Here is an 18792-nt window from a genome sequence, read left to right on the forward strand (position 1 = left end):
TCCGTCTTGATCAATATGAGGGGGGTGGAAGGGTTATTGCGCAAAGGTCTCTATAGGGCGTAGCTCGCCCCCCCTCCGGCATGTGTTCCCAAAGGCTATAAAACAGTGCGGATTCGATCCGAGGGAAACATGCAATGTGCTGTTTATCAGCGTATTGCATTCTCAGTGGGGAGATTTTCGTTTATTCACGTGTATTTATGACTGGAAAATACATTTCCAATCAAAAAGGAGTGTTTGTGTGAAGAGAAGAGCTATAAAGCACCGAAATTGCGTCGGAAAATAGCTTCGAGTTGTTGTTTGACGAGGATGAAATCCTGCTCGCGTCCGAGTTCACGACCGATGGAAGTCACCCCTCTATCCGAGAATCCACAGGGATTGATCAGTTTGAAGTAATCGAGATCCGTATTGACATTGAGGGCGAAGCCGTGCATCGTTATGTGGCGACTGCTTTTCACCCCTATTGCGCAGATTTTGCGAGCACGCCCCGGTATATCAGGATCCAGCCATACACCGGATGCTCCGGCCGAACGTTCGCCTTTCAGACCGAATATGGCAATGAGATCGATGATACACTGCTCAAGCATTTCGATATAGGTGCGTAAGCCGATACCGTATTGTTCGAGATCGAATATGGGGTACCCCGTGATTTGTCCCGGCCCGTGGTAGGTGATGTCCCCTCCTCGTTCTATATGAAATAGTCGGATGCTGCGACTTTTCAGTTCGGATTCGGACAGCAGCAGATTTTCTTCATGACCGTGTTTCCCCAAGGTTAGGACAGGTTCATGTTCACAGAAGAGTAGTGTGTTTTGCGGTTTCCTGTTTTCCAATTTGTCTACTACAGCATCATGGAAGAGCTTGCGTTGCAGGGTCAGTGCCGATTCGTAATCGATGCGTCCGCAGTCTTGATAATGGTACTCCGAACGGGACACATGCGACTCGAAGTCCTTAATTCTTATCCTCTTCTCGTCGATTATGGCTTCCAGCCCGTCGTATCCCGAATGGATATGTGGAGGAAGAATCTCCAAATGCTCCTGATGCAGAGGTGCATGGTGGGAGAGGTGGATCAGGACACTTTTCGGATTGCCGATTTGTCCTATTGTGTCAATAGCTTGCTCTATGGTCTGGTGCGAAGGGTGTTCCTTTCGGTAGCGAAGGCCGTTGATAAAAAGAAGTCGGCAGCCTTTCAGACACTCGATTTCTTCTGCTGCTATATCCTTCATATCGGTAAGGAAAGCCATCTCTCCTATCTTATATCCGAGTATCGGCAGCCTGCCATGCATGATGCGAAGAGGCTCTACTATCAGGTCTGCTACTTGAAACGGCATGCCGGGTTTTACTTCGCACAGTTTCAGTAGAGGAGTACCCGGATAAGGATTTTTGCGGAATACATAGTGCAGTCTGTCGCGTATGGAGTCCAGTACGTTCTGTTCGGCATAGACGGCAAGCTCACGATGCCAACAGATGGTGCGCAGATCGTCGAGTCCACCGACGTGGTCGAAATGTTCGTGAGTCAGCAAAATGGCATCGAGCGAATCGATGCCGGCAAACAGAGCTTGTTGGCGAAAGTCCGGGCTGCAGTCGATGAGGATTCGTTTCCCTGCATCCGTGATTATAAGAAGAGAAGTACGGGTGCGCTTGTCATGCCTGTCTTCGCTACGACATACCCTACAATGACAGCCGACTTCGGGGACGCCGGTACTGGTGCCTGAGCCTAATAATATGCAACGCATGGGGCAAAAGGCTTGCTACTTGATATATTATAAAATGTATTTGACCTCCGGATGGAGAGTGATTCCGAATTTCTGTCGGACACTGCCTATGATCTCTTCTGCCAAAGCACCCACCTGAGTGCCCGTAGCTCCGCCATAGTTCACCAAGACCAAAGCCTGATGTTCATAGACGCCTACTGCACCGGAGCGATGCCCTTTGTATCCGCATTGCTCGATCAGCCATCCGGCCGGCACTTTCACGCTGCCGTCCGGTTGGGGATAGCTTGGTATGGAGGGGTATTCGGTTTGCAGGGTATTGAATTTCTCGGTAGATACCACCGGATTCACGAAGAAGCTGCCCGCATTACCTATTGTGGTCGGATCGGGCAACTTGGAATTGCGGATGCGTATGACCGTATCTCGAATCGATCGTAGGGTAGGGGTGATTCGTTCTTCTTCCAGGACCTTGGCCAAGGCTTTGTATTCAAGTGAGAAAGAGGGCTTCAGGCGCAGACGATAGTCCACATACATAATAGCCCATTCGGCATAGTCCGGTTCTTTGAAGATACTGTATCTGTATGCGTATCGGCAGTCTTCGTTGCGAAACACACGAGATTCTCCTGTTCGGTAATGACGAGCATGAACTGCCTCGATCAGCTGAGATACTTCTACTCCATAGGCTCCGATGTTTTGGACTGCCGACGCCCCCACCTGGCCCGGTATGAGGGAGAGATTCTCTATGCCATAATAGTTGTTCTCTACGGCATAGGCGACGAAGTCGTCCCATACCATACCCGATCCTACACGCAAGAGAATACTGTCCTGATCCTTGTGCAGTTCGGTGATACCCTTTACTTCGGAATGAAGCAGTATACCATGAAAATTAGCGAGGAAGAGCAGATTGCTCCCCTCGCCAATCGTTTGTACGCGACATTCTTGAAAAAATTCGTCTTTCACAAGCCGATCGATATCGGCGTCGCATGTGTAGTCGATCCACCAATCCGTCCGGGCTGCAATACCGAATGTATTGCGTTTGGAGAGTGGATAGTCTTGTCTGATGTCCATTAGTTAGCACGCTCAAGCAGCCATGCATCCTGAAAGTTCGGGGCATAGCGTTCCTTGATGGCCTCACGAGCAGCGATGGCCTCTTCGCGTGAAGGGAAGCTGGCTACGATTACGCGTAGCATCCCCTGTTCGTTTTCTGCCAAAATAGGGGTATAACCTTCAGATTCCAAGCGTTCTTTCAGAGAACGAGCATTCGTTGCATTGCGGAAGCTGCCTACCACTACGCTGAACCGATCCAATCGAGAAGCATCTTCTCCACTGTAAGCAGAGAGCTTTTCCTGACGGATCTGTACATTGATAGCCGGTTTAGAAACTATCGGACGAGTTTCCGTATCCTTGTCTTCAGCTTGGGCAATCTCACGTTCTTTGGCCTGCTCGTAAGCTTGGCGGTAGGCACTTTGCTTGGATTTGCATGAGCCGAATGCAACCGTCATAGCTATGGCGGCTGCCAAAACAACCATCTTATTCATCTTTTTTTCTGTTTGAGTTATTAATACTCCCATCGGCAAAGATAGAGTTTTCGATGAAAACAGCCATACTTGCAACAGGGGTGCACATTCCCCCTCCGCATGCCACACTTTTTAGCGAGCGAACAAAGCTTAGAGCGTCTTCTAGGTTATTTTTATCCTTGTCCGCTGATTCGAGTTCCTTTATCAATCTATCAAAAACACTTGGGGTATTAGGAAGTTTAGATTGTAGTTGGGATGAGACATACTCGGATAATTGTTTCATATCAGGAATGAGAGGCCATTCTCCCTCTGGCATTGGCACAGATAATGGACAACCTGCAGAAATAAAGAACCCAATAGGTTTTTTATCCTGAGAGAGTTTGAAGAAGAGTCCTAAGATGCCTTGTTAAATCATGCGTTAGTGTAGTCATCGTATTTTCTTTTATGTTTTCAACTTTTTTGATGTCATTTTTACACATATACCATCCTTTGAGGCAAATTTTAAAAATCCGTACTTTTTGCATAAATGATTAATTCTTTCACGTCCACTCCCAGTATCTTCGCAATCTGGAAGAGGGTTTCGAGGCTTGGTTGACGGCGGTTGCAGACATAGGCATTGACAATGCTAAAGCTCTTGCCGAGTTTTTCGGCAAGCCATGTTTGCTTAATACCTTTCTCTTCAAGCACTTCTTTGATTCGATTCATAGGTTTATCCATCTCTTTCAATATTCTTTGTTTAATAGCGCAAGGATGTGAAATGAAATAGCATAGAAAAAGGGAATGAGGATTTATTTTCTCATTCCCTTAAATCTTTTCAACTAGTACAAGCAAAGAAGCTTTATTTCCGTTGTTTTATGGATTCTGCTTGCTTATGAAGTTCATTTGCCTGCGATGTGTTCAGACGGGCTCGCTCTGTCTTTTCAGCTTGCTCTTTGACTAATTGCTCGTAAGTTTCCACTTGTTCTCGGATAAGTGCAATCTGCTCTTCGTTTCTCTCATAGGTAAAGAGCGTTTCCAAATCCATTAGCTTTTCCTGATTGGCTTCTCCATATATTTTGATGTGGCGATACTTCAAGTCTTTATCTGACAGTTGACTGTTTTGTTGCATCTGCCAGAAGTTTCCAAGCAGTGAAAACAAAATAACAAGCCCCATACAGCAAAAAGTGATAACTGTTCTGCTATTCTTAAAGTCAAGACTAAAAACATGTTCTTTGCGGATGACAGTGCGATTCTCTTTGCCCATCTCATCAACTTTCGCCTTGACCGCTTCTAGAGTCTCTTTTTTCTCTGCATCCCATTCATCCAGGTTCTCAAAGAGAATCTATAGATCAAATTTTCAAAAATAAAAATCGCAGTAAGTAGATAGCTTACTGCGATTTTTATTTGTTTGGTACTCGTTTGTGAGCGGAATTACTTCACTTCTTCAAAACAAATCTATATTGATTTACAGTAAATTGCAATCACATGGTACAAATATGATTTCTGAAGTCGATTATAAACAATCGGTTATATTGTCTTTATTGCTCTGCTTTTTCGACCTCTATTCGAGCTGTGAGTTCTTCTTGGTATGTGGTCATAAACTTGTTTAAGTCCATAAAAGCATACCCAACCAAACGATAGAACAGATTCTTGTATTCTATCTTTTCTGTCGCAGTGAATAGAGTTTTACCTCCTTCCATCGGTTCGAATGTTGCCTGCCACTCTCCTGTGAACATTCTACTATCCATCTCAAAACTGTAGAAAGAATGTGGTCTCTTCTCAAGTGTCTTGAATCGGATAGTTACACCATGGGCAGTCTCTCCCCATTCTTCAATATCCCCTTAGGTACGGATGATATCCAAATCATCCAAAGAATTTCTGTAATGCCATTCTTGATTGTTGGTCACGATAGCAAAAACAACATCAACAGGGGCATTCAAAATGCACTGTTTTGTCTCTGTTCTGGTTCTCGGCAGAAATGTTCCTATGACCACGACAACCAATACAAGCAATAAAAGACCGCTCAATATTATGTACACGTTTTATTTGATTATTATCCACTTTCCAGCCTTTGTAGAGCCTTCGTGCTTGATGACACCTTGCTTGGTCATTTTTTCAATGTAATACTTTATTTTACCCGTTGAACATCCGAGTATCATTTCCATTTCTCTCCGTGTAATCTCTGGATTTTCTTGGATTATGCCTAATAGTTCTTCTTGGATGTTTCTTGGATGTTTCTTGGATGTTTCTTGGGCTTTTCTTGGGCCTTTCTTGGGCTTTTCTTGGGCAGTTTCTCCTCCAAAGCCCTCTTCAAAATACTTTTGAGAAACGTTCTCAACTACTCGAAAAGCTGTAATCAATGAAAAATCAAAAGAGGCTTGCCCGTTACCGTTTTCTTCCAACTCCTTCTGAACTCGATAGACTCCACGGCTGAATCGGTTTACATAGCCCAAGACTTTCATTGCTTCGGCAATAAAAGGATTCCGATAATCACTCACATTGGGGAAATTATCGGGACTGACCTTGCCGTACAATCCGCCTGGGTTTTGAATCTCGATGCGGTCGTCGTACTCATAAAACTGAATAGGAGCGTTGCCCTCGTAATCCCTGTGCATAATGGCATTCATCAACAACTCTCGAGTAGCCCAATATGGGTACTTGGAAACTGTTTCTTCCCGAAGTACACTTACGGGAATGGGACGCTTTTGTGAGATACTTGTCTCGACAAAAGCATCAATCTTAGGCAATACCCTACAAAGATTTCCGCTAAACTTATGTTCATTGAGAATATCACCCGCACGATCCTTACCCTTGAAGCGTACATATTGAATATACGCCCCATGTACGTGTCGCTCAGGATTCTTTCCAAACAGGACAATAGCCCCATTAGTCGGACAGTTATAACGCAAATCATATAAGCCAAGGGAGGCGAGTTGATCCGTAATATCTCGTTTGTCCTCAGCGAGAATATCCTCTGCCACAGCCTTGGGCAAAAACTCCTTACGAATGAGAGATACATCCAAGTCGTCAATGCTCGTTCCCAAACAAGGCATGGCATCAAAAGTATGAACGTTGGAGAGTCGCCTTTCGGTGAGTATCTTTTCTTCTGCCTCTGTTGCAGTGCTCTTCCGAGGGCCGACACGCACCCAAACACGACCACGATAACGTACAGGAGGAAATTCAGAAGGCTGAACTTCTGCCACCAATACATCCCCTTCATCAAAATGGAACTTCTCCACGGTCATGGTGGGCTGAGGGAGAATGTTGCCATCAGTACGGATATTGGCAATCTGCAATAAGAGTTTATCATCGACCTGCAAACCTGACAACTCTCCATTATCCTTTGCTCCAATAATGAGATAGCCATTCTTACCACTACCCGAAATATCATTTGAGAAAGCACATATAGCCTGACAAAACTTATCCATATTGCCAGTCGATTCTGTTCTCTCAATATTGTAGCTCTCCGTGTCTGAAAGCATTTGCAGAAGTTCTTTTTTCGTTATCATTTATCTCTATTTATTTTCATTCGTATCGGATAATCTTTGCTCATAAATTCAACACCCCAATGTCAAACATATAATTCATTCAGAAAATTTTGTGTATCACTTACAAAGCAAATAGGTTTTGACAAGGAGGTTTTTATCTCCTTGTGAGAGATAGTTATATCATTTCTTTATATTCTTCATACTTATTCCAAGTATTTGATACACATGTTCTAAACATTGACGAACAAAATTGAGGTTCTCTTGCGAGTAGTTTAACTTTAAGAAGAGCAGCTGTTGAAAACCTTGAATAATCTCATTAGTTAAAGGGCCATTTTTGAATATATTAACAAATATATTTTTTATCTCAATCTCTTTTTGATTAGTATCAAGTTGTGTTTGTACAATCATATTCACTAATTCTACACATGGAGTAGCAGAAACCATACTGATATTTTCCAAACAATTAGTATAATAATTATCTTGGGAATTCATTTTTTTATTAAACTCTCCGAATAATTGTTTTGTAGTCAATGTATATCCCCTATACTTATTTTTGATAAATTCAAACAAGGCTGGGTGCTCGTCTCCTAAAATGTTTTTTATATATCGCTCTGTGCTCATTGAGAACTGAATCTGAGCTAAACTGAATTTGAAATAAACAAAGTCGTCTGTCAGCAATACGCATTGCTTATCTTCAAAAACTAACAAAGTATTCAAAACATAGTCAATAAAATCCTCTTTTTTATCTTCTATATCTATATTCCTTTTAAAATCAATCACTCTAGGAGAAACAGCTGCTTCACAGTTATTTTCTATCCATTTTAAAAGGCCTTCTAAATATATAATATTATTTTGATGCACATTTTCTGGAATCTGATATTTTATTACGTCTTCGTTTGTTACAACAACTGATAATTCAGATTTTGGTTCTGATTTAATAATTCTCAATTTCTGTTTTATCACATCTATAGTAAAAACTGAAATTAGAAATTTGTTAGGATATGTAATGCTGTGTTCTTTTGCTATCTGATAAAGAATAGCCAATGAAGAAAAGTCAATAATATAATTCGTTGTAACAAGTTGAGGTGGTGATTCATAAAATGAAAGAGGAAGGATTGAGATACCACTGTGCTCATAAATCAAACTTGTATAACCTCCTAAATAATCATGCCTAAATGCCTGTATTATTACTTCAGTAAAAGATAATTCTCTCTTATAGTAGTTATTTATCGCGGTTTCTCTAAAGCGTTTTTCTTGTTCACCTTGTTGTCCAAAAAGAGATATTAAATCTTTCTTCATTTCTTCTGGGTCAGTGCTAGTAAAATTGAAAGGTTCCATTGGTAATCCCGAAAGAGGCTGCTTGGCTTCTTCTAAGATTTTATCATGTAAATAAAGATACTTATCCATTATTCGCAATATGCGAATAAAATAATCTTTGCTTGACATTCTTTTAATGGATATTACATCACCTAATTTGTGTCCTAATAACTCATCATATAAGTTGTCAGAGCCATTTTTATTCATTTCAAAGAAATTGATTTCATCATTAGACTCATATTTTACGAAACAGCCATCTGTAATTTCATCAAATTCTTTCAGAAGCTCTTTATTTTGTGATCTTTGAGAATATATAAGTGTTGCAGACAGATATGCAGAACGGACATTTCTTTTATCAGAATACTTATAAAGGATTTCCATTCCTTCAACAAAACAACCTCTATTGACTAATATACTTGCCACTATTGGTATGTTTTGATCAATAGAAAAAGCATAGTCTTCAAAACTTTTTGCCATTGATTTAATTTCACTATCACACCAATCTTCGTTTATAACATCTAAACACCTTAATTTCAGACATAAAAAAACCTCATCTTGTTTGTGTTTATCTAAGAATAGATTACAAATTTGCAAGCATCTATTCCAATTATGTAAAATAACACACAAATCAGCTTCAATTCTTAGTAAATCAGGTTGAAATGAAAAATTCAATCTCCAATTTTCTAATAGTCCAAGTAGTTCTTCCGAGCCTTTTTTTGCTGCATATAAAGAGTTCATATAGGAAAATAAATGAAGATTCTCTTTTTCTCTGTCAACGTGCTTTTCATATAACTCTATAGCAGGTTCATACATTTTAAAATGATAGTAGGTATAAGCAATGTGTAATAATAAATTCGGCTGTTGAATAGTAGAAGCTAACTCGCTCAAAGTCGATATCTGCGGAGAGTCCAATATTCCGCTAATTAGGGATTTAACAATCGTTTCTATTAAAGTTTTCAATTCCTGATTTTCAAACTTCCCGTTTTGAATAAAATCAGATAGTTTTAATTCATCTGTTTCGCCTATATCCTTTAATATAAAAATTGAAGCAAGATAGTTATCAACTACATAGTTATCAATTTTCTCAATGGAATTTATCCAGCCTTGTATTGCTGTCCTATATTGGATTTTATCATTTTTCTTTAGATAACAGAAAGCCCTCAGGTAGAAAATATTCGACTCTTTTAAATCAGAATCATCTAAGATTTCAAGAGCATAATCTATTTGTCCATTGAGTTGTAACACATTGGCACAAACCAAAGCAAGAGTGTCGTTTTTGCTCTCTAATTTGAGATAATGATCTCTCATGTCGGAAATATATCTCAGCTCTTTTGTAAGTATATATTGGATATAAGCATTAAGAAAAAACAATGTTCCACACTTCTTTTCTAATTCAGACCCTTCAATTTTAGATAGTATTTTGCCCAAAAGCACCTCCAGTATACTCAAAATTTCAATATCCCCTTCATTTAGAGCGCAGAAAGAGAAAAAATAATTGTGTATATAGTCTGCAAAAAACACATTTAAATAAAACATGTTTTCATCAAAATTTGCTATCGTTACATCCTGAGGGTTATAATTCTTGATATCTGGAAGCATTGAGAAAACTTTCATCTGTGAAATATATTCATAAATATTCTTCACATTGAAATAGTTATAAAGCATATATTGAAACATGATATTCTGCCGAACAAAGGCTGGTATAGAATTAAAATCGTGAGGCGTAGTACTCAAAAATTTAATATACCATGCAATTGTATTGTATTCATTTTTCAATAATAATTTATCAGCAAGTTCATTTGCCTTAGTTGTATCTTCTATTTTAAAATAAGATAAAGCAGCTTGCTCCTCAAACTCAAGTACTGTAGCATTTTCGTTGTATGCAGTTATAAAACATTCACACATCTTCTTTCGTTCGTCCAAAAAACGATAGCACATCCCTTTTTGAAATGAAATTAGGGAACGAAACTCCTGAGAAGGCTTTTTTACACAGCTTGCGAAACTTGCCTCCAATTTTTCAAGCAATGATAACGCCGTTTTGGGCTTAAATTGTTGCAAAGTAGCTATATATGCATTGAGCCGATCTTGCCATTGTGGTTCAATTTCATTAATACTGATTGTGCATCCAATATAACTCTCTGTCACATTGCCTATGACAGATATGGGATTTTTTCCTTGCTGTTCAACAGAGGTGTTTGGTTTTGCCAGTTCCTTGCCAAACAACTTTCTAAATAATTTCATGATATATTTATTTAGTTGTGTGACCAATATGACTTCCTTTAACATCTCCTACAATAGAAATAGGATTATCTCCACTTTGAACAATTTTTTGTTTAACTGAAAACGAATTGTCATTTGCGACAAAGAAACTTACAAATGAAACAATTCCTCCAACAATAGCAACTATTGATTCCATTGATTTGTCAATTATTACCCAAATGATTGTTGCTATCAAATAAATAGCATTTAATATCAGCATTATTAGTTTTGATTTCATAACTTTTGAATTTATTTGCTCTTCTGTCTGTTTTCCTTAGTGCCAATCAACTCTCTCACGTCCACCTCTAATATCTTCGCAATTTCAAACAATATGTCCAAACTTGGTTGACGGCGGTTGCAGACATAGGAATTGAGGATGCTGAAGCTTTTGCCGATTTTTTCGGCAAGCCATGTTTGCTTAATACCTTTCTCCTCAAGCACTTCTTTGATTCGATTCATAGGTTTATCCATCTTTTCAAGATTTTCTGTTTGATAGCGCAAAGATATGAAATGAAATAGCATAGAAAAAGGGAATGAGAATTTATTTTCTCATCCCCTTAAATATTTTAATTAGCGTGAAATAGAAGCTTTTATTTCCGTTGTTTTATAGATTCTGCTTGCTTCTGAAGTTCATTTGCCTGCGATGTGTTCAAACGGGCTCGCTCTGTCTTTTCAGCTTGCTCTTTGACTAATTGCTCATAAGTTTCCACTTGTTCTCGGATAAGTGCAATCTGCTCTTCGTCTCTCTGATAAGTAAAAACCGTTTCCAAGTCCATTAGTTTTTCCTGATTGGCTTCTCCATACATTTTGATGTGGCGATACTTCAAGTCATTATCCGACAGTTGACTATTTTGTCGCATTTGCCAGAAGTTTCCAAGCAGTGAAAACAAAATAACAAGCCCCATACAGCAAAGAGTGATAACCGTTTTACTATTCTTAAAGTCAAGACTAAAAACATGTTCTTTACGGATGACAGTGCGACTCTCTTTGCCCATCTCATCAATTTTCGCCTCAAAGGCTTGTAGAGTCTCTCTTTTCTCTACATTCCATCCATCCAGCTTCTCAAAGGCTGTTTCCCGTCCTGCCACTACGCTCTTGGTAAGTATTTCTTCCAAGACTCTGATTTGTTCGGGAGAAAACATCTCTTGCTTTGAAAGTGTATTCATCTTCCCAAAAAGCTCTTCAATTTTACTCAAATCGATTGTTTGTGGTTCAGATCTTCCTTTTAAGGAGGTAGTCATTTCAGTAAGACTTTGCTTCAATTCCTCAAATAGGCCATATACGGCTGAGGTATCCATTCTATCTGTATTCATATACTTTTTCTTTTGTGATTAAACATTAGTGCAGTACCCTGCGTATTCTGATTTTACTTTTAGCTGCCAACTTTCGGGCTTTCAGAGCCTGAATGTATTCGGCAAGCGTTGCATCATAATGAGGACTATTAAAGAGAGAGAAAATGTTGAGTTGCCCGATAAGAGAATCAAGAGCATCCATCACACCTCCAGTTTCCGATGTTTTGAACTCTTGTTTTTCTGCCACTTGCAGTGCTTGATAGGCATTATCTTTAATCTGCCTGTCAATCTTTGAGAAGCTACATTCTCTATCTACATGGGAACCCGAAATCCGATTACCGTCTTTCTCAAAAATGATGCCTTGAATCTTATCTGTATTGCCATTCATTTTGAATTCCAAGCCTATACCTGATTGCTTTAGGGTCGCTTGCAACTGGCCCCACGTCAAACTTTGAGGAATAGCTTTTTTGAGAGCGTCGCAAATCTCATATTTGGTTTTGTCGTTCCCTTTCAGCCGTTCACGCTTGACATTCTCTTTTCCAGAAGCAATATATAATCCGTATTTCTTAGTCAGTTCCATGCAGACCTTTGTGCTACGTAGTTTTTCATTTTGATCTGAAATTCTTCGACCATCGTTATCAATACGATTGATTACCATGTGTATGTGTGGATGGTCTGTATCGTGATGACGAGCAATAATATACTGCGTGTTGGAGTAGCCCATTTTCTGTAAATATTCCTGTGCCACCTTGACCATAAAAGCATCCGTTAAACGCCCTTTATCTTGAGCTGAGAAATCCAAAGAGATGTGGGCTACAGGTTTCGTAATCTTGGGATTAAGTTTGCTTTGAGTAACAAAGCTTCGGATTATAGCTTCTCTATCTTTCAGACGAATGCCTTCCGCCTGCAAGAGCTGAGCACGTTCTTTCCCTAAAACATAGTTTATCACCCCTCGAAATCCTCTTCCCTGAACAATCTTAGCAATCATCTTCGATTCGTTTTATGATGTTATCCAATCTCTCAGTCATCGCAAGGTTATCTTGATAGACTCGTGTGTATCCCATAGCATTGGCTTTGTGAGCAATCTGATTAACATTATTGGCCATTCCACTTAGCTGACGAATGTGATTCATCAATTCGGGAGATAGTCTCTGCCTGACGATACTCGCAGCGATACAACGACGGATGTATTCACTTCGGGTAATCCCAGCAAGACGTGCTTTAGCTTTCAGAGAGTAGAACTCCTCGGTTGCCATTTTCAGTGTAACCTTATATTTCTTCTTTTCTACTGGTCGTTTGGGTGGGCGACCATTCGTATTACGATTTTCTATTGTTTTCATTGCCGTATTTGTTTTTTGATTTATGAATAGACCAACGGGATGAGTCAATCCTCGAAGAGCAAGGTTTTGGTCTGACCAAAACACAAACTTGCTCCCCTAATAAGCAAAGGGCTTGACTCCATACCCATTCATCGTTTGAGTCCCCGACTTTTCATTCTCGGAGGAGAAAGGAGTCCTTGATTTTTTCGGCAGAGAAAATCATTCAAGTCTTTATGCTCCCCATAGAGGCTGGAGCAATCATTAACGGGAAGATTCATTCTCCGAAGCACTTCAAGCGTTTTCTTTCCTGCTGCATCGTTATCGAGATAAGCGTTAACAATGGCATATTTCGAGAGTAAGGAATGAGCCTTTTGGAGATTGTTTACAGAGTTCAGTACAATCGCAGATTCAGTATTTCTGTCAGGATAAAGGGTACAAAAACTCAAGTAATCTATAAATCCTTCAAAGAGATTTACAGTGTCCGTATTTCGATCAAAGGAGGAGACACTGGAAGGAGGTAAACAGCCTTTGAAATAGAGATTACGAATAGCATAACCTCCCAAGTCGTTGGGCATTCCGATAGCGTAATAAGTACGCCCTTTTACTTGATAGTGAACCTCACGGCAATATTGTTTCGCCACAGAACAATCAATCTTACGATCTTGCAGATATCTCAGCAAATTAGGATGATGCAAAGAGACGGCTTCGATTATTTTCATCTCTTCGCCACTTTCGGCCTGTCGGTCAAAGTCATTCTGCGTAAGAGGGCTAATCTCTACACGGTTTTCTAACAGTCCAATTGCTTGAGACAGTGTGCAGCCATGTAGTTTCATTACCAAATCAATTATGCTGCCACCTTCTCCGCTTCCAAAGTCATACCAGAGACTTGCTCTGTAATCAACCTTGAAACTTGGACTACTCTCTTCCCGAAAAGGACTTCTATACATTCCATAAGTCGTATACTCCTTCACTGGGTAATGGCCTTTATTAGCCAAATAATCCTTCAGAGATAAGGATTTTATATGTTCAATATTCATCATGTTTTTCTAAGTTTTGGAGATTCTCCTTACTACATGAATATGGATGAATAACTCATTCACCGTGAAAAGAAAAAGAGTCGTAACCTGTTTTCTCGTAGTAGTATCATTGGTGCGAGTAGTAATTCTGTTGTAAGACAGATTATAAAACCATACTACACGCTCAATCTTTTTTCTTTCACTGGATTATCCTCTCTTGTAGTAAGTAGTAACTGTAATTCATCAATAAGTCAAAAAGGACTCACGAACGGATTCGGGAAGACTTTCCTGATATGATAAACATACATAGGGTTACCTCCTATCCGTCGAGACTTTCGTTCAAATCCTGCTTTGCGCAGAGCTTCTCCCATTCGTTTTTCAGAGAGGTTCAGCGTAGTGTATCCACGCAAATAATTCAGAACTTCCGAAGTGGTCATATAAGATTCTTCCGTAGGACTTGGTTTCTCAAAGCCTTTGAGTAACATTTCGTATTCGACTGTCTGCACATGAAAGCCTTCGCTCTCTCGGTGCAACTCTGCAATCTCAGCATCATCAAACCAGTACCGATACCCACTTTTACAATACCACCAAGCCTCCGAATAAACCTTATTGATATCAACCTGTTTAGCAGCTTCTATGTCAATAGCTTCTACCTCAAAAGGAAGAAATCGGCGGCTACCCGTCGGATCTGTAAGGAAGTCATTACCGTTTACCGAAGCCATAAAACTGGCTAAGTGAGGATACTCTTCAATGTACGTATCGTATGGTCTGCGATACTTAACCCGTGGAGTAGTGATGAGATTCTTCAACTCATTTTCGTCTCTTTTGTTGAGGGCTTTGAGTTGGTCGTCGATATTGATAAACAGGTATTCGGCTATAAGGGTCTGCGTATCCTTGTTTTGAGGGTCAATAGTACCTGTAAACAAATATGCTTTTAGCTCCACAGGACAAAGCAAGTCTAAGAAAGTTGTCTTGAACTTACCCTGCTCTCCAGTCAAAACCAAACAGGTGTGATTGCGACAGAACAAATCATCCATCGCATTCGCCACCACTGCAATAAGCCATTTGGTCAGATAAGTTTGCCACTTATCAGGATTCCGAACCGTTACGCACGAAGCCAAGTGAATAATCTCCGAGTCCTCTCCATCGTTCCAAATCGATAGTTTTTGGAAATACTCCTGTACAGGATTGATACGCGGGCAGAAATCACTTTCCAATATCGCTCGTATATTCTCTGCCGAGGTACTGATACCTTCTGAAGAATCCAATAGCCGTCGCATGGAGTTGATGTCGAATTTACCGAGTGGGTAGAAAGGTTCATCTTTATTCGAGCGTCGAAACTCCGTGCGACTTTTTACGGTATTGAATCGAAATTCATAGTGTTCCCTTAGAAAGGACTCTATCCGTTCATTCTTGGATTGCTTCCCTTCTGGTCGTTCATCCATTTCTTCTTTCATCATTGAATAGATATTAGAAATGAGAGAGCTTGGCCTTCTTTTCAGAGATAAAGAGCTTCGAGTCTTCGGCAAGTTCTCGCACAGTTTTTCTACGACCATTGGCTATCCATTCGAGCAACTCGTCCTCGAAGAAGTAGAGTTGCTTTCCGTTCTTATAGCAAGGAAGCAAACGCTTACGCACAAGCGTATAAATTGTAGGTTTGGCCTTCCCGATGATTTTACACGCTTCATCTATCCCGATAGGAATACGTTTTGGAGAAATAACTGCATCTTGCCCTTTCTCGACCAAGGCTTTGATCTCAGCTACTTCGTTCACTAAGTGAGCTACCGCCTTAGGTAGATTCTCAAAAGAAATTTCGTTGTTGTCCATGTTTATACTATTTTGAGTTTAACATGGTACAAATGAATAAAGTGTTTTCCCTGTGATTCAAAACACGGAGAAAACACTACAAAAACACTGTGATTGCTACGTTTTAGTTATATTTTTCATGGGAATTGCAAAGTGTTTTTCTAAAAAATATAAATTAAGGACTATTTTTGTACCTTTGCAGAGGTAGATATTTATAAATTGGGGTAGGCCGAAGAACGCCCCATAGAATATGGAATAAACTTCATAAGAAAAATGGAACACAAGCAATTTAAGTAGAAAGAATTGAGCATGGAACATCAAGATATTTTAAACGCCCTTATAGAAAAGGATATTGTTTATGGTATAACAATTTCTTTAATAACAACAACTTATGTCTATGCTGTTGTTTTTACTTTAAGAAGAACTAGAAGAAGACGCAAGCTTCAAAAGAAATCATTTGTGGAGACTTTTATAAGAGGACTCTCTGAGAACACTATTGAATGTTACGAAGACCTAATAAATATCTATTCAGGGATAACAAATCTAAGCACAGCAGATTTAGAGAATAAACAGGGATTAAATAAATGGCTCAGACAAATTTTGGCGATGCTTATAAGTAAAGAAATAGGAGATTTTAGTACAGATGAAACAAATGCCATTAAAAACACAATCACAGAGTTCATAAAAGAAAATGAAAAGACAAATCCATACACGGATTTGCCTGATAATGAGAGAAATATTATTAATGACATAAGTAGTTATAATCGACTCGGAGATAAAGAAGCCGTCAACAGGAAAATTCATGAGCTAAGTAGTGTAATTATAACTAGATACGAGCAACAGAAGAAAATAGAGCGTTTAAATAAGTGGTCCATTCCTTTAGCTGTGATTGGTGTAATACTCACAGTTATATTTGGAATCTTGTCAATTATATAAAAACGAGCTATAACATGTTTTTTAGTTAGATTTGCAACGTTTTATCTCCAAAATTAGGAGTCTTATGCAATTCAAATCTCTTAATTTCAAAACATTTCAAGTCTGATATTTACATAAGTACAAGGAGTTATTCTAAAAAAGTAGTCTCTCAAACCCTATCTAGATCGATAGATTTTTCTGAATCTTGATTAGCCCTTTTTGTTCATCGTCTTTGAGGTGGCTTTTGATGGTGTCGGGTTCAACGTCTTTTAGTGCTTCGGCAAAAACAAGTTTGAGGAAAAGAGCAACCTCGTCTTGTTTGCCGATACTGAAATGTTTCCAAATATTCCAGCCGAAATGATACAGGTCTAAAGAAGCAAGCTTTGCTACCCTGACAGGTTGAGGGTTTTGTAAGATGTTTCCTTCTGAATAAGCTGTGATGTATTGACAAAGTCGTATCAAATCGTCATCAGAGACATAAGGGGCAAATTCTTGCTGTGTATAAGAGATGGCTATCTCCAACTTCTCTTTTGATTTATTGCTTTGTTTACGCTGTTGGTTAACTCGTATCTCCTGAATGAATTCGGGCTCTATACTCTTTGGGGCCAAATCCTGCTCAACTTCTTTCTTTTTTTGAAGTGATGATGGAGAATGCTTGTGAGGGAAAAACTTCTTCACAATAGCTGTGAACAAGCCGTCAATCAGAAGCATCAGGGCTGAATAGAGAATGATACCTACACCTGTAACAATCCAGAAAATTACAGTTGCAGTAAATTCATCAACTCCAGCCGAGACAAAAACAAATCTCACAATTATACCAATTAAGGCACACGCCAGCAAGACGGATAAATAAACAATTATATATTCAAAGTACTTAGACTGCATCTTTATTCATTTTTGTGAGGTTATTCCTGACTCTTTGTCTCTATCGTATCCAATTTTATGGCTTGAGCCGCCTTGTTTTTCTTTTCATCGACCACCTTTGCATAGATTTGCGTTGTCTTCACATTCGTGTGTCCCAGCATCTTACTTACGGTATAAATATCTGTACCGCTGGCAAGCTGCAGAGTCGCGTAGGAGTGGCGGAAGCAATGAAAGCTTATGGACTTTTTGATGCCTGCAGCCTCTATCCAACGCTTTAGGGGTTTAGAAATCCATGACGGATTAGGCAGGTCTTCAAAAACCAATTGTTCTGGCAATCTTCGTTCTCCACATAGTTGTAAGGCTTGTTCCGAAATAGGCATATACTCCACTCCCTTGGTCTTCTTTTGAGTAAAATGCAATCTCGGCTGTTCTCCATCCATGTTAATCTCTTTCCACTTTAGTTTCTGAATATCACAGTGGCGTAATCCTGTCAGAGCAGAGAAAAGAGCTGCCCGTTTCATCACCTCACGATCACAAGGGGTTGAAGCAAGCGTATTTAACTCCTCTACGGTAAGGTATTCACGGCGAGACTCCTGTTCCTGAATACCTTTTATTTTGGCGGGTATATCAACGGTTAGGTAACCATCTATAAATGCCTGTTTAAGAGCTGCCTTGAAAATAGAAAAATAAGTGGATGCCGTATTGTGAGAAATAGTACCACATTTATTCCCTCCACGAGGAGCTGTCAAAAGGAAACGTTTGTACTCTTCGGCAAAAGCATTGTCGATTTTGAAAAACGGCAAATTTTCTCCCGCATACATTTTAAGAAAATCCAGAGCTCTCTTCCAATTGACAAGAATAGAAGTGGAGCTGTTTTTGTGTCGTTTATACATCGCCTCTCGAAAATAAGCAATGAAATTTTGTTGTAAACGTTCCTTTTGCTCCGCCTGTGCCGTATCTGCATCGCTGTACAAATCAGCATTATCGTATTCTTTTTGACGGAGCTTTCGCACCTCATCGGCATAGATACAAGCTTCTTGATCGACCTCGCTTTTGCACTGTATCACTCCATTCAAATCTCGCTTGGGTTTGTACGATTTGCTCGAAGATGTTGTCCGTGCAGTCCGAGTTTTATCCCAGACTACCGTAGTTACTATGCGGTTGAGATACTCACGGACACGTTGTGGCTCGGGGTTACCCGCAGTATAGACAGGATAACTCTCAATGTAGAGATACCACTCATTTCTATATGCACTCTTGCGAAGTCGCACAGTTACTTTCGTGTTGTGTAATTCCTTTCTCATGTGTATCTAA

At 39.7% G+C, this 18792-nt stretch carries 20 protein-coding genes; 1 reads left to right on the forward strand and 19 read right to left on the reverse strand.

Annotation, left to right across the window (positions count from 1 at the left end):
* Nucleotides 1–251 precede the first annotated feature (251 nt).
* The 17 genes from HQ49_RS12435 to HQ49_RS06790 all read right to left on the reverse strand — a co-directional run bounded on the left by HQ49_RS12435 (nt 252) and on the right by HQ49_RS06790 (nt 15720).
* Complete coding sequence (locus HQ49_RS12435; protein ID WP_039419127.1) at nt 252–1730, reverse strand: MBL fold metallo-hydrolase; 1479 nt, start codon at nt 1728–1730, stop codon at nt 252–254.
* Nucleotides 1731–1757: 27 nt separating this feature from the next.
* A complete protein-coding gene (gene murB, locus HQ49_RS06720) occupies nt 1758–2774 on the reverse strand; it encodes a UDP-N-acetylmuramate dehydrogenase (RefSeq protein WP_039419129.1) in 1017 nt (338 codons plus the stop codon).
* Nucleotides 2774–3244, reverse strand: coding sequence for an SPOR domain-containing protein (locus HQ49_RS06725; protein ID WP_026292259.1), 471 nt, complete (start codon nt 3242–3244; stop codon nt 2774–2776). Before HQ49_RS06725 ends, murB begins: the two co-directional genes overlap by 1 nt.
* Nucleotides 3237–3506 carry a hypothetical protein gene (locus tag HQ49_RS06730; RefSeq protein ID WP_160224183.1) on the reverse strand — a complete coding sequence of 90 codons (270 nt, stop codon included), beginning with the start codon at nt 3504–3506 and terminating at the stop codon, nt 3237–3239. The genes HQ49_RS06725 and HQ49_RS06730 overlap by 8 nt, the downstream gene beginning before the upstream one ends.
* A gap of 218 nt (nt 3507–3724) precedes the next feature.
* On the reverse strand, nt 3725–3940 hold the full coding sequence (locus HQ49_RS06735) for a helix-turn-helix domain-containing protein (RefSeq protein ID WP_039419169.1): 216 nt from the start codon (nt 3938–3940) through the stop codon (nt 3725–3727).
* A 121-nt stretch (nt 3941–4061) separates the two neighbouring features.
* The gene (locus HQ49_RS06740; protein WP_235290079.1) at nt 4062–4466 is read right to left on the reverse strand and encodes a hypothetical protein; all 405 of its coding nucleotides are present in this window, start codon (nt 4464–4466) and stop codon (nt 4062–4064) included.
* Between the two features lie 274 nt (nt 4467–4740).
* Nucleotides 4741–4950, reverse strand: a complete 210-nt coding sequence (locus HQ49_RS12180; protein WP_235290080.1) for a hypothetical protein — start codon at nt 4948–4950, stop codon at nt 4741–4743.
* A gap of 294 nt (nt 4951–5244) precedes the next feature.
* Nucleotides 5245–6711, reverse strand: a complete 1467-nt coding sequence (locus HQ49_RS06750) for an RNA-binding domain-containing protein (protein ID WP_039419133.1) — start codon at nt 6709–6711, stop codon at nt 5245–5247.
* A 159-nt stretch (nt 6712–6870) separates the two neighbouring features.
* Nucleotides 6871–10248, reverse strand: a complete 3378-nt coding sequence (locus HQ49_RS06755; RefSeq protein WP_235290081.1) for a PIN domain-containing protein — start codon at nt 10246–10248, stop codon at nt 6871–6873.
* A 7-nt stretch (nt 10249–10255) separates the two neighbouring features.
* Nucleotides 10256–10504, reverse strand: coding sequence for a hypothetical protein (locus HQ49_RS11390; protein WP_152569152.1), 249 nt, complete (start codon nt 10502–10504; stop codon nt 10256–10258).
* A gap of 11 nt (nt 10505–10515) precedes the next feature.
* Nucleotides 10516–10737, reverse strand: a complete 222-nt coding sequence (locus tag HQ49_RS06760) for a helix-turn-helix domain-containing protein (RefSeq protein ID WP_039419173.1) — start codon at nt 10735–10737, stop codon at nt 10516–10518.
* Between the two features lie 119 nt (nt 10738–10856).
* Nucleotides 10857–11579, reverse strand: a complete 723-nt coding sequence (locus HQ49_RS06765; RefSeq protein WP_039419135.1) for a hypothetical protein — start codon at nt 11577–11579, stop codon at nt 10857–10859.
* Between the two features lie 25 nt (nt 11580–11604).
* Nucleotides 11605–12546 carry a relaxase/mobilization nuclease domain-containing protein gene (locus HQ49_RS06770; RefSeq protein WP_039419136.1) on the reverse strand — a complete coding sequence of 314 codons (942 nt, stop codon included), beginning with the start codon at nt 12544–12546 and terminating at the stop codon, nt 11605–11607.
* Nucleotides 12536–12898: a MobC family plasmid mobilization relaxosome protein gene (locus HQ49_RS06775; RefSeq protein ID WP_023940116.1), complete on the reverse strand. Its 363-nt coding sequence runs from the start codon at nt 12896–12898 to the stop codon at nt 12536–12538. The genes HQ49_RS06770 and HQ49_RS06775 overlap by 11 nt, the downstream gene beginning before the upstream one ends.
* A gap of 128 nt (nt 12899–13026) precedes the next feature.
* Nucleotides 13027–13917 carry a toprim domain-containing protein gene (locus HQ49_RS06780; protein WP_235290082.1) on the reverse strand — a complete coding sequence of 297 codons (891 nt, stop codon included), beginning with the start codon at nt 13915–13917 and terminating at the stop codon, nt 13027–13029.
* Between the two features lie 227 nt (nt 13918–14144).
* Nucleotides 14145–15350, reverse strand: coding sequence for a VapE domain-containing protein (locus HQ49_RS06785; protein ID WP_394331902.1), 1206 nt, complete (start codon nt 15348–15350; stop codon nt 14145–14147).
* A gap of 13 nt (nt 15351–15363) precedes the next feature.
* Nucleotides 15364–15720 (reverse strand): helix-turn-helix domain-containing protein, encoded by a 357-nt coding sequence (locus HQ49_RS06790; RefSeq protein ID WP_023940120.1) that lies wholly within the window; start codon nt 15718–15720, stop codon nt 15364–15366.
* Between the two features lie 288 nt (nt 15721–16008).
* Between HQ49_RS06790 and HQ49_RS06800 the strand changes: the two genes are divergently transcribed.
* Nucleotides 16009–16635, forward strand: a complete 627-nt coding sequence (locus HQ49_RS06800) for a hypothetical protein (RefSeq protein WP_039419142.1) — start codon at nt 16009–16011, stop codon at nt 16633–16635.
* Nucleotides 16636–16794: 159 nt separating this feature from the next.
* Here the strand turns inward: HQ49_RS06800 and HQ49_RS06805 are convergent, their stop codons facing one another.
* Both HQ49_RS06805 and HQ49_RS06810 read right to left on the reverse strand, forming a co-directional pair.
* Entirely contained in the window at nt 16795–17499 is a 705-nt protein-coding gene (locus HQ49_RS06805; protein WP_039419143.1) for a hypothetical protein, read from the reverse strand.
* Nucleotides 17500–17519: 20 nt separating this feature from the next.
* Nucleotides 17520–18782, reverse strand: coding sequence for a site-specific integrase (locus HQ49_RS06810; RefSeq protein WP_039419145.1), 1263 nt, complete (start codon nt 18780–18782; stop codon nt 17520–17522).
* Nucleotides 18783–18792 lie beyond the last annotated feature (10 nt).

This window comes from Porphyromonas gulae (genome assembly GCF_000765945.1).
Classification (GTDB): Bacteria; Bacteroidota; Bacteroidia; order Bacteroidales; family Porphyromonadaceae; genus Porphyromonas; species Porphyromonas gulae.

Coding starts and splice junctions, on each gene's coding strand:
- HQ49_RS06775 (WP_023940116.1), bottom strand. CDS start 12,898: ATGAAAACAATAGAAAATCGTAATACGAATGGTCGCCCACCCAAACGA.
- HQ49_RS06800 (WP_039419142.1), top strand. CDS start 16,009: ATGGAACATCAAGATATTTTAAACGCCCTTATAGAAAAGGATATTGTT.
- HQ49_RS06735 (WP_039419169.1), bottom strand. CDS start 3,940: ATGGATAAACCTATGAATCGAATCAAAGAAGTGCTTGAAGAGAAAGGT.
- HQ49_RS06730 (WP_160224183.1), bottom strand. CDS start 3,506: ATGAAACAATTATCCGAGTATGTCTCATCCCAACTACAATCTAAACTT.
- HQ49_RS12180 (WP_235290080.1), bottom strand. CDS start 4,950: ATGGATAGTAGAATGTTCACAGGAGAGTGGCAGGCAACATTCGAACCG.
- HQ49_RS06755 (WP_235290081.1), bottom strand. CDS start 10,248: ATGAAATTATTTAGAAAGTTGTTTGGCAAGGAACTGGCAAAACCAAAC.
- HQ49_RS06740 (WP_235290079.1), bottom strand. CDS start 4,466: ATGGGCAAAGAGAATCGCACTGTCATCCGCAAAGAACATGTTTTTAGT.
- HQ49_RS06770 (WP_039419136.1), bottom strand. CDS start 12,546: ATGATTGCTAAGATTGTTCAGGGAAGAGGATTTCGAGGGGTGATAAAC.
- HQ49_RS06810 (WP_039419145.1), bottom strand. CDS start 18,782: ATGAGAAAGGAATTACACAACACGAAAGTAACTGTGCGACTTCGCAAG.
- HQ49_RS06750 (WP_039419133.1), bottom strand. CDS start 6,711: ATGATAACGAAAAAAGAACTTCTGCAAATGCTTTCAGACACGGAGAGC.
- murB (WP_039419129.1), bottom strand. CDS start 2,774: ATGGACATCAGACAAGACTATCCACTCTCCAAACGCAATACATTCGGT.
- HQ49_RS06785 (WP_394331902.1), bottom strand. CDS start 15,350: ATGAAAGAAGAAATGGATGAACGACCAGAAGGGAAGCAATCCAAGAAT.
- HQ49_RS06780 (WP_235290082.1), bottom strand. CDS start 13,917: ATGATGAATATTGAACATATAAAATCCTTATCTCTGAAGGATTATTTG.
- HQ49_RS06725 (WP_026292259.1), bottom strand. CDS start 3,244: ATGAATAAGATGGTTGTTTTGGCAGCCGCCATAGCTATGACGGTTGCA.
- HQ49_RS06765 (WP_039419135.1), bottom strand. CDS start 11,579: ATGAATACAGATAGAATGGATACCTCAGCCGTATATGGCCTATTTGAG.
- HQ49_RS06760 (WP_039419173.1), bottom strand. CDS start 10,737: ATGGATAAACCTATGAATCGAATCAAAGAAGTGCTTGAGGAGAAAGGT.
- HQ49_RS11390 (WP_152569152.1), bottom strand. CDS start 10,504: ATGAAATCAAAACTAATAATGCTGATATTAAATGCTATTTATTTGATA.
- HQ49_RS06790 (WP_023940120.1), bottom strand. CDS start 15,720: ATGGACAACAACGAAATTTCTTTTGAGAATCTACCTAAGGCGGTAGCT.
- HQ49_RS12435 (WP_039419127.1), bottom strand. CDS start 1,730: ATGCGTTGCATATTATTAGGCTCAGGCACCAGTACCGGCGTCCCCGAA.
- HQ49_RS06805 (WP_039419143.1), bottom strand. CDS start 17,499: ATGCAGTCTAAGTACTTTGAATATATAATTGTTTATTTATCCGTCTTG.